This window comes from Cryobacterium roopkundense, assembly GCF_014200405.1.
Lineage (GTDB): Bacteria > Actinomycetota > Actinomycetes > Actinomycetales > Microbacteriaceae > Cryobacterium > Cryobacterium roopkundense.
This window is the reverse complement of sequence record NZ_JACHBQ010000001.1, coordinates 4209472-4225060: the sequence shown is the minus strand read 5'-3', so window position 1 is coordinate 4225060 and position 15589 is coordinate 4209472. Positions and strand designations below refer to the sequence as shown.

General features: G+C 63.9%; 12 protein-coding genes, 2 tRNA genes and 2 pseudogenes. 5 read left to right on the top strand and 11 right to left on the bottom strand.

Annotated elements, in window-relative coordinates:
* Nucleotides 1-188 precede the first annotated feature (188 nt).
* Nucleotides 189-752 (top strand): annotated as a pseudogene (locus BJ997_RS19615) (transposase); the annotation flags it as partial.
* Between the two features lie 128 nt (nt 753-880).
* Here the strand turns inward: BJ997_RS19615 and BJ997_RS19610 are convergent.
* The 6 genes and pseudogenes from BJ997_RS19610 to BJ997_RS22000 form a co-directional block, all read right to left on the bottom strand.
* Nucleotides 881-1384 carry a hypothetical protein gene (locus tag BJ997_RS19610; protein WP_035836684.1) on the bottom strand — a complete coding sequence of 168 codons (504 nt, stop codon included), beginning with the start codon at nt 1382-1384 and terminating at the stop codon, nt 881-883.
* Nucleotides 1381-1851, bottom strand: coding sequence for a hypothetical protein (locus BJ997_RS19605; protein ID WP_035836685.1), 471 nt, complete (start codon nt 1849-1851; stop codon nt 1381-1383). Before BJ997_RS19605 ends, BJ997_RS19610 begins: the two co-directional genes overlap by 4 nt.
* Nucleotides 1844-2890, bottom strand: a complete 1047-nt coding sequence (locus tag BJ997_RS19600) for a TerC family protein (protein ID WP_035836686.1) — start codon at nt 2888-2890, stop codon at nt 1844-1846. The genes BJ997_RS19605 and BJ997_RS19600 overlap by 8 nt, the downstream gene beginning before the upstream one ends.
* Before the next feature lie 317 nt (nt 2891-3207).
* A complete protein-coding gene (locus tag BJ997_RS19595; protein WP_035840905.1) occupies nt 3208-3975 on the bottom strand; it encodes an ATP-binding protein in 768 nt (255 codons plus the stop codon).
* Nucleotides 3975-5564, bottom strand: coding sequence for an IS21 family transposase (gene istA, locus BJ997_RS19590; RefSeq protein WP_035840902.1), 1590 nt, complete (start codon nt 5562-5564; stop codon nt 3975-3977). The genes BJ997_RS19595 and istA overlap by 1 nt, the downstream gene beginning before the upstream one ends.
* A 142-nt stretch (nt 5565-5706) precedes the next feature.
* Nucleotides 5707-6007: pseudogene (locus BJ997_RS22000) on the bottom strand (transposase); the annotation flags it as partial.
* A 353-nt stretch (nt 6008-6360) separates the two neighbouring features.
* Between BJ997_RS22000 and BJ997_RS19580 the strand changes: the two are divergent.
* The 3 genes from BJ997_RS19580 to BJ997_RS19565 all read left to right on the top strand — a co-directional run bounded on the left by BJ997_RS19580 (nt 6361) and on the right by BJ997_RS19565 (nt 10452).
* The gene (locus BJ997_RS19580) at nt 6361-6669 is read left to right on the top strand and encodes a hypothetical protein (RefSeq protein WP_035838420.1); all 309 of its coding nucleotides are present in this window, start codon (nt 6361-6363) and stop codon (nt 6667-6669) included.
* A 304-nt stretch (nt 6670-6973) separates the two neighbouring features.
* On the top strand, nt 6974-7384 hold the full coding sequence (locus BJ997_RS19575; RefSeq protein ID WP_052542524.1) for a hypothetical protein: 411 nt from the start codon (nt 6974-6976) through the stop codon (nt 7382-7384).
* Between the two features lie 1328 nt (nt 7385-8712).
* Nucleotides 8713-10452 (top strand): FAD-binding protein, encoded by a 1740-nt coding sequence (locus BJ997_RS19565; RefSeq protein WP_035838418.1) that lies wholly within the window; start codon nt 8713-8715, stop codon nt 10450-10452.
* A gap of 245 nt (nt 10453-10697) precedes the next feature.
* Here the strand turns inward: BJ997_RS19565 and BJ997_RS19560 are convergent.
* The 5 genes from BJ997_RS19560 to serS form a co-directional block, all read right to left on the bottom strand.
* Nucleotides 10698-10788 (bottom strand) — tRNA-Ser (locus BJ997_RS19560).
* A gap of 60 nt (nt 10789-10848) precedes the next feature.
* Nucleotides 10849-12147 carry an LCP family protein gene (locus tag BJ997_RS19555; protein ID WP_035838416.1) on the bottom strand — a complete coding sequence of 433 codons (1299 nt, stop codon included), beginning with the start codon at nt 12145-12147 and terminating at the stop codon, nt 10849-10851.
* A gap of 59 nt (nt 12148-12206) precedes the next feature.
* A tRNA-Ser gene (locus BJ997_RS19550) sits at nt 12207-12291 on the bottom strand.
* Nucleotides 12292-12382: 91 nt separating this feature from the next.
* The gene (locus BJ997_RS19545) at nt 12383-13192 is read right to left on the bottom strand and encodes an HAD family hydrolase (protein ID WP_035838414.1); all 810 of its coding nucleotides are present in this window, start codon (nt 13190-13192) and stop codon (nt 12383-12385) included.
* Nucleotides 13189-14472, bottom strand: a complete 1284-nt coding sequence (gene serS, locus BJ997_RS19540; RefSeq protein ID WP_035838412.1) for a serine--tRNA ligase — start codon at nt 14470-14472, stop codon at nt 13189-13191. Before serS ends, BJ997_RS19545 begins: the two co-directional genes overlap by 4 nt.
* Before the next feature lie 50 nt (nt 14473-14522).
* On the opposite strand from serS, the gene BJ997_RS19535 reads away from it, so the two are divergent.
* Complete coding sequence (locus BJ997_RS19535; protein ID WP_035838410.1) at nt 14523-15512, top strand: diacylglycerol/lipid kinase family protein; 990 nt, start codon at nt 14523-14525, stop codon at nt 15510-15512.
* The last annotated feature ends 77 nt before the right edge of the window (nt 15513-15589 follow it).

The following is a 15589-nucleotide window of genomic DNA, read 5'->3' as shown; positions in this document are numbered from 1 at the left end:
GCGGGCAAACGCCGATTCGGACGCACAAAAAACCGTGAGCTCCGGTGTTGGCCGGGGCTCACGGCTGTCACGTCCCCCTGAGTGGTCTAATTCCCGGGGTTCGATCGTTGGAATAACAACGAAACGAACCACCGTGCGATGGTCAGTGAGAACCGTTCAAAGTTCCTCGCAGAAAGACACATCACACGATGGCTCTAGACCAGTCTACCCTGCTCGCGCTCCTCTCGGAACTCAAGCTCACCGACGTCACCGACCGAATCCGAACGGTGACCGAAACGCTCTACCAAGAACTCATCGACGCCGAGGCCACCGCGCACATCGGCGCCGGCCGTTTCGAACGCTCCGAGGACCGCACCAACCAGCGCAACGGCACCCGCCCGCGCGTCCTCACGACGACGGCCGGCGACCTGAATCTCAAGATCCCCAAGCTGCGGCAAGGGTCGTTCTTTCCCGCTCTCCTCGAGCGTCGCCGATGTGTTGACCAGGCCCTGTTCGCCGTCGTAAGGGAGGCTTACCTCCACGGCGTCTCGACGAGGAAAGTTGACGACCTGGTCAAAGCCCTTACCGCCGACACCGGCATCTCCAAGTCCGAAGTATCCCGGATTTGCGCCGATCTCGACAGGGAAGTGGCCACGTTCCGTGGACGTGATCTCGGCGTGACGGGCTACCCCTATGTGTTCCTCGACGCCACGTACTGCAAGGCCGGCGTCAACCACCGCGTCTTCTCCCAGGCCATGGTCGTCGCCACGGGCAGACTTCGATCTCGATGCCAGTGGGGCGAGCGACCACCAGCACGGCTCCATCGTGGGGGCAGTTCATGCGTGCTCCTTTCCGTAGCTGAGGAATACGGGTACCGACAAAGCGGTCGACTACCCCAGCATCACCAAGGGATCTGGGGTTTCGAAGAAAACAGAGGGGTGAGTGGGAACCACGCGACGCACAGTAGCCCCCATTCGCTGAACCTTCCAGCGGGAACCGGGAGCCGAAGTGTCGCGCGCGTGGCGCTAAAGGTTTCGACGTAGACCTGCGATGGCGTCAGCTCTACACCCGCAGTGCCTGCATCCCGAATTACCGCGACGAGCATCGCCCGACGTCGGCGATCACTGGATCCTAAAAGTACGACCGGATCGATGCTGAATCCGCCACGCTCCGGCTGCACATGCACCCCGACGTGCGCGGTCCGTTCGGCCAGCACTCGCACGCCGGCGAACAGTCCCGCCCAGCGGTCCTTGTCGCGGGGAAGGATGATGTGCACGCACAGGTCATCGTGGCGGGTGAGCTTGAGGAGGTCTGCAGGCCACAGAACCCCAGCTAGGGCCATGCTGCCGTCCGGCGCTTCGTGCGCGGGGCCGCGGAGCTGGCAGCCGCGGGGAGCGTGCGTCATCGTGATCCGCTCGGTTCCGGGCAGGCCCCGCCGTGCAGCCACAGCCAGGCGCCCCAGTCATCGAACGGATGCCACACCCCGGTCGCCTCAGTGGTGCGGTCGATTACCGTGAGGGCGTCCCAGAACGGGCCACCCTCGATGACGAGGCACTGCCCGTGATCCACCCTCACGCCGTTTCGCCAGTCACCCAGCAGCACCCGTTCCCCTCCCTCGACCAGAGTCTCCGTATCGTATTGATCGATGACAGCCCGGACCATCACCGGGATGTCTCCTGCATTGCGGAGACTGCTGCATCCCGGCACAGGGCCCCCGCAGGTGTCCTCGACACCTGCGGTCCACGCGACGACCAGAATGCCGACCAGGGCGAGCAGAGGCAACGCAAACACCGCCGCCGAAGAGACTCGACGGCCTCTCCGCACTGTCTGGGGATCAGAGACCGGTGCCACCGAAGGGTCGAGGTCACTCATCGGAGCGATCCTTCCCGCTACCGGCGGGCACTCGTCCGCGGCGGCGGAAGACCGGCTCGACCGCGGCAAGTTCCTCGACGGTGGCGATCCGGAACGCCCCTGCGGCCTCGGTTTGCACTTCGCGTCGGCCCTGACCGCGGGTGGCGCGGAGGCTGGTCGTGATGGATACCGTGATGATGGTCACGACTACTGCCAGGCTGATAGTGGTGGGGATGTAGAAGACGTCCAGGAGCAGCATCTTGATACCTACCCAGATCAGGACGAACGCGAGTCCGATCTTGAGGTAAATGAAGCGATGGATCAGGTCCGCGAGCAGGAAGTACATCGCCCGAAGCCCCAGGATGGCAAACGCGTTCGCGGTGAAGACCAGGAACGGTTCGCTCGTGACGGCGAATATGGCCGGGATCGAGTCGACGGCGAAGATGATGTCGGTGATTTCCACTAGTACCAGCACGGCCAGCAGCGGGGTCGCCAAGACGATTCCCGCCTTTCGGATCAGGAACTTCTGCCCGTGGTAGGCGTCGGTCATCGGCACGAACCGGCGAAATATCTTGAGGATGCGGGATTTCTCGGGGTGCACGTGGTCGTTGCGGGAGCGGAACATCCGCCACCCGGTGTAGATCAGGAACGCGGCGAATACGTACAGGATCCATGAGAAGTTCTCGATCAGCGCGGCGCCGGCGGCGATGAAAATCCCGCGGAATATCAGGGCGCCCAAGACGCCGAGGAACAGCACTCGGTGCTGGTACTCGCGCGGGACCGCGAACGCGGCGAAGATGATCGCCCAGATGAACACGTTGTCTACCGCGAGGGATTTCTCGATCAGGTAGCCAGCGAAGTACTGCTGCCCGAATTCCGCCCCCCACAACGTCCACACCAGCACGCCGAACACGACACCGAGAGTCACCCACACGATCGACCAGACGGCGGCTTCCCGTACGCCGATGACGTGAGCTGTGCGGTGGGCGACCAGATCAACGGCGAGCATCAGCAGGATCACACCCAGGACAGCGAACCACGCCCACAGGGGGACAGTCATGACAAAGACCTCCACGAAATGTTCGTGAAGGTCTCATCTGCCTTGCGGCCCTGCGCACCGGAACCCGCGGCGGGAACGTATTGACGATGCGAAGCGAGGATTACTCCCCTTCTGTGGTCATTAAACAGGAGAAGTGTGCTTTACGTCAAGGAAACGCAGCGAACGCGAGTAGGTCCGGTAGAGCGTCGACGAGCATCGCGGCGACCTTCGGGTGCGAGCTGGCGAGTGGCGCTTGATGGTAGCGGTAGTCCAGGCACCTGGTAGCGCAGTTCTGAAGAGCCGGTAGCGGCCCGGGTTTTGCGCCCGGGCCGCTTCGGTCACTCCCAGTAGGTCTCGTGGGCGCGGGCTTGGTCGTTGCGGTGCCGGCGCATGTCAATCTGGCCGAGGTTGATGATCCGGGCGTTGTTGGCGAGGCGGTTCACGATCGAGTCCGCGGCGACCCGGTCGGGCAGCTCGGCGACCCAGTGCTTTGGCCCGGTCTGCGAGGCGATCATCGTGGGTAGTCGGTGTTCCCTGTTCGCGAGGATCGCGAACAAGTCGCTGGCGGCGTCGCTGTCGATGCCGACTGTGAGGAAGTCGTCGATGATGAGCAGGTCGATGTTGGAGAGCTCGTTCAACAGCTTCTGATGGGCGATTCCGTCGCCGCGGGCGATGACAAGCCTTCGGGCGAGGTCGTCCATCCGGAAGTAGAGAACGGAGTGCTCACTCTGGCAGGCGCCGATGGCCAGCGCGCAGGCGAGGTAGGTCTTCCCGCCTCCGGTGGGCGAAATGATGAGGAGGTTCGTCGCATCGGAGCGCCAGTCATGGGCGGCATAGCGTCGCATTCTGACTGGGGTGATCCCGCGCCCGTCGCGGTAGTCGACCTCCGCGACCGTGGCCCCCGGGATCGGGAAAGCAGCTTGGCGGATGAGCTTGTCGACCTTGTTGATACGACGGGACTCCAACGCGTCGTCGACCGCGGTCAGGAACAGCTGCTCGGGGGTGAGGGTGTCGTTGCCTTCGTCTTGGATGAGTTCCTCCAGGCGCGTCGCGACGTGGGTCACGCGCAGGGCCCGGAACTTGTCGTAATCGATGCTGGTGAACATCACTTCCCCTCCTCGTCGCCTGCGTAGTGGGAGGCATCGCGGACGTAAACGTCCGAGATGGTGTCGCGGAACACGACCGTGTTGCTGCGTTTGCCTGTCGAGGCTGCCGGGGTCACCGGCCGGGGCTTCTTCGCGTCACTATCGATCGCCGCCATCAACCGTTTCAGCGTCGAATACGTCGGATGGGTGCCTCGGTTCACGAGTGCCTGGCAGGCCGCCTCCAGCCGTTCCCGGTTGTTCTTACCGAGCCCGTCGAGGATGTTCTGGCAGGCCAGGTAGCCCTGCGCCTCGATCACCTGGCTGTCGAGGATGTGCTCGATCACCGTGACGGTGGCCGGCCCAACGCTGCGCGCCCGGTCGATGAACCACCGCCTTGACCACAACCCGTCGATATCGCGGTGCTGCGGCGGGACGTGGTCCGGAAGAGTCGAGTACTGGCCTTTCCTCCCCGTCAGCCGAGGATGTTCGCAGATGCTCTCGTGCCCGTCGAAGACCGTCACCAGGGACGACGTCAGCCGAACCCGCAGCAGCTTGCCCGCCAACCCGAAGGGCACGGAATACCGTTGCGTGTCCGCGGTGACGTGGTAATTCCGGGCCGCCTTCAGCTCCTTCCACTGCACATCCTCGAACCCGGCATCGGGCAAAGGGCCGAGCAACTCGCGCTCCTCCATGTCGAAGCGTTCCCACCTGGTCGTGTCGTCGGCGCGGCGGATGTCATGGTTGATCTCACGCACGCGCTCTTCGATCGCCGTATTCAACTCGCTCAGCGTCGTGAAGACGTCGTCCTCGAGGTAGCCGATGACTCGTTTGTTGACCACGTTCACCGCGTTCTCCGCAGCCGCCTTATCGCGGGGTTTCTTCACTCGGGCCGGGACAATCGCGGTCTGGTAGTGATCCGCGAGCTGCTGATACCTCGCGTTGACGACCCGCTCCGCATCGCCCTTATGTGTCTGGTGAGTGGAGGTCGTCGGGTTGTCCGGCACGACGATCTGCGTCACGCCGCCGAAGAATGCGAACGCTCGAACGTGCGCATCGAGCCACGCCGGGGACTTCATATCCGCGTAAGCTCGGCAGAACAGAAGCCCTGAAAACGGCAACACCGCGACGAACAAGATCGCTCGGACCACCTCGCCGGTGATCGTGTCAACGATGTCCATCGTGTCGCCGGCCCAGTCGACCAGCATCGCCCGACCCGGCTCATGGCGCAGCACCGCGACGAGATCGTGGGTGCGGAGGTAGCCGGTGAACAGGGCGCAGAACTGCGAGTACCCGTACTTTTTCCCGGCGTCCTTGGCGTCGACGTACCGACGCCACGCCAGCAGCAACGTGAAGTGCCGGTTCGCCTTCATTGATGCCAGAACCCGAGACAAGTCGGGCTGGTCATACTCCGCCGACACTTTCCGGCGCCCGTCGGGGAACCATTCCGTCAGCTCGGCGTCGCTGACCGCGACCGCCGAGGTGACACCTCGTTCCTGGACCTCTTGCCGGACCCGGGCGACGTCGCGATGCGAGCACCCAGCGATCTCTACGACTTCGCGGTAGCTCCGCCCCTCGAGCAACAACCCCAATATTTTCCGATAATCCGCCATGACCCGCCCTTAACAATGGAACGACAACGCCTTGCGCGTTGTCCTTCCACAGCCCAGCAGTTCATTAGCGCCAGCGCTACCGTGTTCCCGGAATCCTGCTACCGAGTCGCTGGACTACCGCTACCTACAAGCGCTACTCGCCATGCGAGCGGCCGAGCATCGTGGTGACCTCGCGGAACTGCCTGTCGATGTGCTCGCTGTCGGGCTGGGTGAAGATGGTCCGGCTATCGAGGCCACCACAGTCTGCGATCCTTGCGGGATCACGGCGTGGACGTCGCGCATGAGGTGCACCCGGCAGTGTTGCCAGCCCGCTCCCGGGAACATTGTCCCGATGTCCTTCTTCAGGCCGGTGTGAGCGTCAGCCAGGACCAGCTTGACCCGGCGTGGCCGCGGGCCTTCAACGACCGCAGAAAGCTGGTCCAGAAGCACTCGTCGTCGCTGTCGTCCAGTGCTTTGGCTGGCGGCGGCCATGGAAAGCCTCAGAAAAGTAAAGGTTCCTGAGACACAGGCGCGGCTCGCATCTCGCAGCTGAAATGTCATTTTCCGTTCACGTCTGCACAAGATGCCGCGTGTTTCCGGGGTTGTGCAGGCGAGTGTTGAGCGATGGAATTTCCCTACTCCTCTGCACTAAAGTCATTTTTTTTACTTAGTACTCCTCTGCACAACACGGAGGCAGCGGGGTGGACGTGAGACGTGAGCGCATTGGAGCGTTTGGCACGGTGATACCCGCCGGGGAAGTCCCTGCCAAGGACAGGGCTCTCAAATACGCGCAGACCTACCCGCATAAAAGTCCCGTGTGGAAGAGCTTCTACGCCCCCGCGACACCGTCGAATCGCAGAACGCATTCATCAAGGACTCTGCGACTGAAGACATTGATTCCCCCATGAAGCGACGTGCCCGCGGCAATACCTTCGCGTCACTGGCCGTCACCCTTGCGCTCGTCTCAGCCAACATCCGAAAGATTCTGACGTTCATTCAGAGCGAGCTGGCCCGAGTACCCCTCACCACGAAGAACAAGTCCTTCGCGAGCACGTACTACTCCAGCGCGGAAATCACTGCGGCGACGCCGCCCACCGACACGGCGCCGTCACCACCACCGAGCTAAGCCGCCAGGTCGTCAACAATTCCGTTACGTGCAGTACAAGTTGAGTATTAGCGCTTCTGGGGGCCACCGATATTGACTTTGGGGGCCACCGGGTGGTGTCGCCAGTGGCGTGCTCGGGGGCCACTGAATATTTGCTGTTGGGGGCCATCGGCTTTGCTCCTTCCGGCCAGAGCTCGAAGCGGCCAGGCAGCTGGCCCGTGACCAACCCTCCGGGACCACGAAGTCCGTGAACGAGTACGCCACGTTTTCGCTGTTGTAGGCCGATGAGTAGCTCCTGAACTAGCCCGACCAAAGCCCCAGGATCATGCTGCTGGAACTCCTCGAGTGGCATTGCGACCGACCATCAACGGCGATTTGGGCCCAGGACGCGCAACGGGATTGGCGCCAGCGCCTCAGCTTCGGGGTTCACGCCGACGCGAACATGGACCGCACCGTGCACAACACCATCTGGGTCGAGACCGGCGGCCACAACATGCGCGAACACACCGCCGCCCAGGTCGCGGCACAGACATTCGCGCGGTGGGTGTGTTTTCTCAACTGGCCCCCGATCGCGCGACTGCGTGGCGCCCAGAGGCAATACCGGTGGCCCCCGAAGGCAATATTCACTGGCCCCCAAACCCGCAAATACTCACAAGTCGCTTCGCCCTGCCAAAAACAGGGCGATGCGGTGTTTAACCGCCGAACACGCCCGGATAGCGGCGTTTCTCCGGGGTAGCACTCTCGGAATCAGCGCTTTAATGCAAGAAACCGGCGATGCAATCGCCGGTTTTTTGTTGCCGCAAGAATTTCATGAACTAATCGCTGGAATTACGTGAATTCCTCTGTGCGGGTAGTTTACGTAATTCCCACAGGCCACTCATAGAGCTAAAGGGAGCTGCGACGAATAGTTTCGATTCCATCACATCGCCGAATTAATTCCACCTCAGTGCCCGACCGGTACACCTCGAGGAGGTTGGCGCAGCGAATAACTTGGCTTCTGTGGACCCCAACCGAAAATGAGGCCACTTCATCGAAACACGCTTTATCTCGGAGGCGACAAGAGCGAAGTACCTCGAGGACAACGACCTCGACGACCTGCCCCTCATGCTTTCCGACTTCCTCGCGTTCTCTGGGGTCGGAGGAATCAAATCCCGGACGACTTCTCACCGGAATCGAGTTGCCGTCCATTGGGCTGTTTGTCCTCACTGCATGTTCTGCCGGCATTGAGAATAACAAGCGACAGGCAATCCCGTTCACGCCTGCTGCAACATAGGCTGCCGCCCCCGCGGTCACGTCCGCGGAAGTCGTGGACATCGTCATTGCGAGAGCTGGCATTCTTAACGCGTCAGCCCAGGAAGCAGCGGATTGCAAGGCATACGCAGCCGCAGATTCCGCAGGCGTTGCCGGTAATGATCCTGCCTTACGGGCACAGGTAAAGCAGTTTCATTTCAGCTGGCTCGTCTGATCATCGTCGAAGGATGGAGCGTTTCGTCAGCCGCGAAGATGTTCCGGGTCTCGTAGCCGAACGCGAAACGGTGGGCCGACCGATTCGCCCAGCACTGCGTAGCCGGGATGCAGGATCGCTCCTCCCGACGGTGGCGGCCACCGCTACGTCGGACGCCAACAGGGCTGCGCGAACCGGGCGGCGACTTCCCGGCACGCCGGACTTCGGGCAGCTAACCGCGCGGCCCGGCCGGGCACCTCGTTCATGCATACTGTCAGCGATGACAACTCCAGCGTCGCCTCCGCGGAGATCTGCGCTGACGAGAAAGCCGACACCGCCATCGGGGTGTTGCGACGGGCGGCGGCTGGGCCTACGGAGGCTGCTACACCTCAGACACCGAACGCCGCGCAGCCGTGGAGCCCTGGCTGCACTACTACAATCACCACAGACTCCACTCAGCAACCGGAAGCGAACCATCCCACAGCCGCTTAACCAACCTCCCTGGACATTGCACCTCTGTCGTCCTCAAATTAGAGCAAAAGTCCAGCAGCGCGAGCTAGCTTGACCGTGGGAGTTGCACTCGGTGCGTCTCCGTCTTCCTGCCCGGAAAGGCCGTTCTCATGCCAGACAACACCGTCACTGGTCGCCGCATCTCTACCTCCGTCCTCGTCATCGGGACCGGGGGTTCCGGCCTGCGCGCCGCAATCGAACTCTCCGAACGCGGAGTCGACGTTCTCGCCGTCGGCAAACGCCCCAAGAACGACGCACACACCTCGTTGGCGGCTGGCGGAATCAATGCGGCTTTGGCCACGATGGATGCCGAAGACAGTTGGCAACAGCACGCAGCCGATACCATTCAGGAGAGCTACTTTCTCGCCAACCCACACACGGCCGAGATTGTGACGAAGAACGCTGGCCGAGGCATCCAGGATCTCGAGCGCTGGGGTATGCCGTTCGCGCGCGAGGCTGATGGTCGTATCAGCCAGCGATATTTTGGAGCCCATAAGTACCGTCGAACCGCGTTCGCCGGCGACTACACGGGACTCGAGATTCAGCGCACCCTGGTCGCCCGAGCCGCCCAGCTCGAGGTTCCCATCCTGGATTCGGTGTACATAACCCGCATCTTGGTGCGCGACAACGTGGTGTTCGGTGCGTACGGCTTCGATCTACGCGACGGCAGCCGGGTGACGATCATCGCAGACGCGGTCATCATCGCCGCTGGCGGACATAACCGCATCTGGCGTCGCACCTCCAGCCGGCGGGACGAGAACACGGGCGACTCCTTCAAGCTGGCGGTGGATGCCGGCGGTCGACTGCGCGACGCGGAGCTGGTCCAGTTCCACCCGAGTGGCATCCTCGAGCCGGAAAATGCCGCGGGCACCCTGATCAGCGAGGCCGCCAGGGGCGAGGGCGGGGTGCTGCGAAACGTACTCGGCGAGCGGTTCATGGCCAACTACGACCCTGAGCGAATGGAGCTGTCGACCCGCGACAGGGTTGCGCTGGCCGCATACACCGAGATCAAGGAGGGACGCGGCACTGCGAAGGGCGGCGTGCTGCTCGACATCTCCCACCTGCCCCGCGAGACGATCATGACGCGCCTGCCCCGCGTTTACCAGACCATGCTGGAACTGCAGGTGCTGGATGTCACCACCACTGCCATCGAAATCGCCCCGACCGCGCACTATTCCATGGGCGGCGTGTGGGTGCGACCAGACGACCACTCCACCGATGTCGTGGGGATGTACGCGATCGGCGAGGCCTCCAGCGGGCTGCACGGAGCAAATCGACTGGGCGGAAACTCGCTCATCGAGCTCCTCGTCTTCGGCCGGATCGTCGGTCAGGCTGCAGCGGAATACAGCGCAGGCATCACCTCCCAGAACCGCTCACAGGAAGCAATCGACGCCGCGGAACGCGAGGTGACCGACACTCTTGCCTCGGACGGAGAAGAGAATGTGCGAGCCCTGCAGCGAGACATCCGCAACACCATGACCGACTTCGGTGGGGTCGTACGCGACGAGGCGGGGCTGCTCGAGGGCCTACGCGAGCTGGACGAACTCGACGATCGCCAGAAACGAATCGGCGTGCATCCGGATGTCGCCGGCTTCTCCGGCCTCGCGCATGCCTTCGACCTGCGCGCCTCCCTCATGGCCGCCCGAGCAACCCTGGCCTGCGCTCTGGAGCGCCGGGAGAGCCGCGGTGCTCACAACAGAAGCGATTACCCGGACATGGACCCCGCCTTGCAGGTGAACCTGGTGTGGTCAGCCGATGGCTCGATCGCCCATGAGCAGATCCCGCCGGTTCCCGCCCAGATCGCGGCGCTGATGGAAAACGTCAGCCAGGCCGGCAAATTGCTCGAATAACGGCCGGGCCAGCGCAACTAGGTGTACTGCCCAGAGAGGTCGGCTGGGGTTGTGTGGTGACACGCCCTGAGCTTCGGGCGTGAAGAAGGCCTCCGGTTGTGAAGTGGAGATGTTCACGTGCTCGCTTCACAAGACCGGAGGCCTTCGCCTCGCTGGCCGCACAAAACCGGCGATGCAATCGCCGGTTTTGTGTTGCCGCAGGAATTTCATGAACTAATCGCCGGAATTACGTGAATTCCTCACTGCGGAGACGGTGGGATTTGAACCCACGGTACCCCGTAAAGGGTACTCCACCTTAGCAGGGTGGTGCACTAAGCCGAACTATGCGACGTCTCCTCGGTGTTTGCTAGGCAAACACACCTGTCCATCCTAGCCGTACGCGAGCCGGGTTCAGGACTACTGGTCTTGGAGGGTGCGCCCGGCCGAGCAGGTGTAGTCGGCCGCGGTCTGGCCGGTGACAGATTCGTCGAGGACCGTTCCCGGCGTGTCGGTCGGGACCGGCGTGGCGGCGGGGTCCACCGGCGCCGCCGGGTCAACCGGCACCGCGGGGTCCACGGGTTCGGCGGGCACTGGCGTCTCGGTGACGGGCGCATTCGGGTCGGCAACCGTGCCACCGCCGGTCGTGCCGCTCAGCTGGATGGACTCATCAGCTGCAATGGCCGTGAACATGTTCTTGAACGCCGGCTGGGACGGCACCACGCCGCCCTCCACGTTGCCGGTGGGCACCTGGGCGAAAACGACCTTATCGAGGTCGATGTCCTTCAGAGCAACCGCGATGGAGGCGATGACCGACACGTTGTTGAGGCTGTCAGAGAGCCGCATGTTGCCCGTGACGGCCTTGGCCAGGGAGTAGACCTTGCCCGGGTCGGAGAGCGTGTCTGCGCTCTTGACCGTACGCACCAGCGACGACATGAACAGCTGCTGGTTGTTGATGCGGGTCAGGTCGCTGCCGTCGCCGACGCCATGCCTGGTGCGCAGGAACTGGAGCGCCTCATACCCCTCCAAGGTGTACTCCCCTGCGGCGAGATCGAGGCCGGTGTACTCGTCCTCGATCGGCTCCGCCACGCAGACGGGCACGCCGCCGACAGCGGTCGACATGGCCATCACGCCGCTGAACTGAACCTCGGCCGCAAAGGGGATTTCTAGGCCTGTGAGCTTCTCCACAGTGGCGACGGTGCAGGCAAGTCCGCCGTAGGTGAGCGTGGTGTTGATCTTCTGGCGGCTCATCGCATTGTAGGAACCGCTGCCGTCCACCTTGTTGCACGAGGGGATCGGCACGAACATGTCGCGGGGAAAGCTGATGACGGATGCGTTCGTGTGGTCTTCGGAGATGTGCAGCAACATGGTGACATCGTTGAGGTCCCCGGTGGAATCTTCAGGGCCGAAGATCGCATCCTGGCCCTTGCGGCTGTCGCTGCCGACCACGAGCATGTTGACGCCGCCGTCGATGGCGCCGATCGACGGTACCGGCCCCTTGGTTTCGTTGTCGAGGTGCACGCTGGGCTGCGCACTCACCGCCACGTCGAACGTGGCGATCGCGGCCACAGACACACCACTGACCAAAACCACGGCCAAACCTGCCGCGACGAACCTGGCCACCGTCTTGAAGGCCGTCGATCGCTTCAACCGACCGTGACGTGCCACGGTGGCGAGGTTCTTCGAGCCGTTCGTGCGGGGGCGGAGTTGGTCGCTCACTCAGGTCCTTTCATCGGCGTGCCGGCCATGACACTGTCACACGTGGAGAAAAAACTCTGCGGAGGGCGTGGGATTCGAACCCACGAGACATTTCTGCCCACCAGTTTTCAAGACTGGCTCCATCGGCCGCTCGGACAGCCCTCCCGGTTCGTCCGAAGATGAACACCGCCCGATTCTACACGGACGGCAGGCTGCCCAGACTGACAGAATCACCTGAACAGGTGCTGAATGGCTGCTACAGCGTGGCGAGAACGAGCGCGAGACCGTCATCGACGACCGTGGCGGTGACCTCGTTGCCGGCGGCGAGAACATCGTCGGGCGACTCCCCCATCGCAACGCCACGCCCCTGCTCAGCCGCCCAGTTGAGCATGTCGATATCGTTGCGCCCGTCACCGACCGCCATGACACGTTCGCGCGATATGCCCAGCTCGACGCGCACCCGTTCCATGGCGGTGGCCTTGTTCACGCCGTCGGGTGCGATGTCGAGCCACGCCGTCCAGCCGATGGCGTAGCTCACTCTGCTGAGGCCCATGCGCTCGACGACCGCCAGGAAGTCCTCCATGTCGTGGTCGGGCGAGATCACGACGACGCGGGTGGCGCGGTGGCGTAACAGCTCGTCGAAGTCGACGTGCTCGCTGTCCATGCCGATAGTGGCATCGGGGATCGGCTCGGTGTAGCGATAGAAGCCGTGCTCGTCTTCCACGGCGAAGCGGGCATTGACGAGGTGTGGGCGAATCGAGTTGAGCACGTCGCTCGGGTCGAAGGTCTCCACCCACTCCCGTCGGTAGCCCATCGGCGCGCTGGCGTCGCGGTGCATCGTGATGGCGCCGTTGGAACACACCACGTACTGCGGCGTGATCGAGAGCCTGTCGAGCACCGGCAGCGCGGCCGCGGCCGAGCGCCCGGTCGCGAGCATGACCGCGTGGCCGGCCGCCTCGAGGCGTTGCACCTGCTCGATGATCGCGTCGCTGATGGTGCCGTCTTCGTGCATCGTGGTGCCGTCGATGTCGAGGGCCACGAGCCAGCGTTCCACGACCGCGCTCACTTCGAGCCGCCCTTCGGCTTGAGGGGTTCGAGCAGTTCGAGGCCACCGAGGTAGGGCTGGAGGGCCGCCGGCACCCGCACCGAGCCATCCGCTTGCTGATGCGTTTCGAGGATCGCCACGATCCAGCGCGTGGTGGCGAGAGTGCCGTTCAGGGTGGCGACGGGGCTGGTCTTGCCGGTCTCGGTGCGATAGCGGATGTCGAGACGGCGCGCCTGGTAGGTGGTGCAGTTACTGGTGCTCGTGAGCTCGCGGTAGGCGCCCTGGGTGGGAACCCAGGCCTCGATGTCGAACTTGCGGGCGGCGCTTCCGCCGAGATCGCCGGCGGCCACATCGATCACCCGGTAGCTGAGGCCGAGATCTTGCAGCATGCTCTCCTGCAGCGCCACGAGGCGGTCGTGCTCGACCTCGGCGTTTTCGGGCAGCACGTAGGTGAACATCTCGAGCTTGTTGAACTGGTGCACGCGGATGATGCCGCGGGTGTCTTTTCCGCCCGAACCAGCCTCCCGGCGGTAGCAGGTCGACCAGCCGGCGTAGCGCAGCGGCTCGTCGCTCAGGTCGAGGATCTCGTCTTTGTGATACCCAGCGAGCGCGACCTCGCTCGTGCCCGTGAGGTACAGGTCGTCGCCGGGCAGGTAGTAGACCTCGTCGTTGTGCTCGCCGAGGAAGCCGGTGCCGTCCATGATTTCGGGGCGCACGAGAGTGGGGGTGATCAGCGGCACAAAGCCGGCCGTGAGTGCCCTGTCGAGCGCCATGTTCATCAGCGCGATCTCGAGGCGCGCGCCGATGCCCTTGAGGAAGTAGAAGCGCGTGCCGGAGACCTTGGCGCCGCGGGGCATGTCAATGGCGCCGAGCAGCTCGCCGAGCTCGAGGTGGTCGCGCGGCTCAAAGTCGAAGACGGGGGTGTCGCCGTGCGTGCGCAGGGTGACGAAGTTGGCCTCGTCGCCGGCCGGGACGCCGTCGATGATGGGGTTGGCGATGGTCTTCACGATCTTCGTGAAGCGTTCCTCGGCCTCGGCGGCCACCGCGCCGGCCGCCTTCACCTCCGCGGCGAGGCCACGGGCCTCGGCCACGAGGGCCTTCTTCTGCTCGGGCGGGGCCTGGGCCACCGTCTTGCCGAACAGGTTCTGCGTGGCGCGCAGGTCTTCGAACGCCGTGATGGACGCCCGGCGCTCGGCATCGGCGACGAGCGCGGCATCCACCGCCTCGACGGAGTCCCCACGGGCCTCCTGCGAACGCTTGAAGAGGTCAGGATTTTCGCGTAACAGCACCGGATCAATCACACGCGCAAGTCTACAAGCGCCCGGCAACTCGACCGGCTACCCTAGGCAACGTGACAGCCCCCGACACCACACGCATCACCCGGCAGGCCGCCGTCGTGTACAACCCGATCAAGGTTGGCCTTGCGAAGCTGCGCCTGAGCGTGGCCGCGGCCGAGTCGACTGCGGGTTGGCCCGAGACCCACTGGTTCGAGACCAGCGAAGAGGATGCCGGCCAGCAGGCCACCGTAGACGCCCTCGCCGCCGGAGCCACCCTGGTGCTCGCTGCCGGCGGCGACGGCACCGTTCGGGCCGTGGCGGAGGCCCTGCGCGGCTCGGACGCGAGCCTCGGGATTGTGCCGTCCGGCACGGGCAACCTGCTCGCGCGCAACCTGCAGCTCCCGCTTGCCAGCATGGACGCGGCCACCGCGATCGCGTTCGGCGGGACCGACCTGGCCATGGACCTCGGCATCGCGTCGATCACCTCGGCCGAGCGCACGACCACCGAGCACGTGTTCCTCGTGATGGCGGGCCTGGGAATCGATGCCCAGATGATCGCGAACACGAACTCCACCCTGAAGAAGCAGGTGGGTTGGCTGGCCTACGTGGACGCCGGGGTGCGGGCACTTCCCAAACTGCGGCCCTTTCGCATCCGCTACAGCATCGAAGGCCGCACCGACCGGCCGGTGCACGTGAGCTCGATATTGGTGGCGAACTGCGGGCTGCTGCCCGGCAACATCCAGTTTCTGCCCGACGCGCGCCTCGACGACGGCATTCTCGACATTGCGGTGCTGCAGCCCAAGGGCGTGCTGGGCTGGCTGATGATCTGGCGCCGAGTCACCTGGGAGAACGGGGTGCTGCGGCGGTCGGCCGTGGGGCGCAAGATCATCGAGCGCACGGCCTGGTCGACCGAGCGGGTGATGACCACACTGCGCGGCGCGAACGTGCGCATCGCGCTCGAGCATCCGCAGGAATTCGAGCTTGACGGCGACGAGTTCGGCCTCGTGCGGGCCGTGACGCTGCGGGCCGACCGTGGCGCGATGCTCGTGCGCGTTCCCGCCTAGCCGACGCCCCATTCCTGTGCAAAATCGACGGAGATTTCACACGAAACCCTCCGTTTCGGGGCAAAACGCGGCCGAAT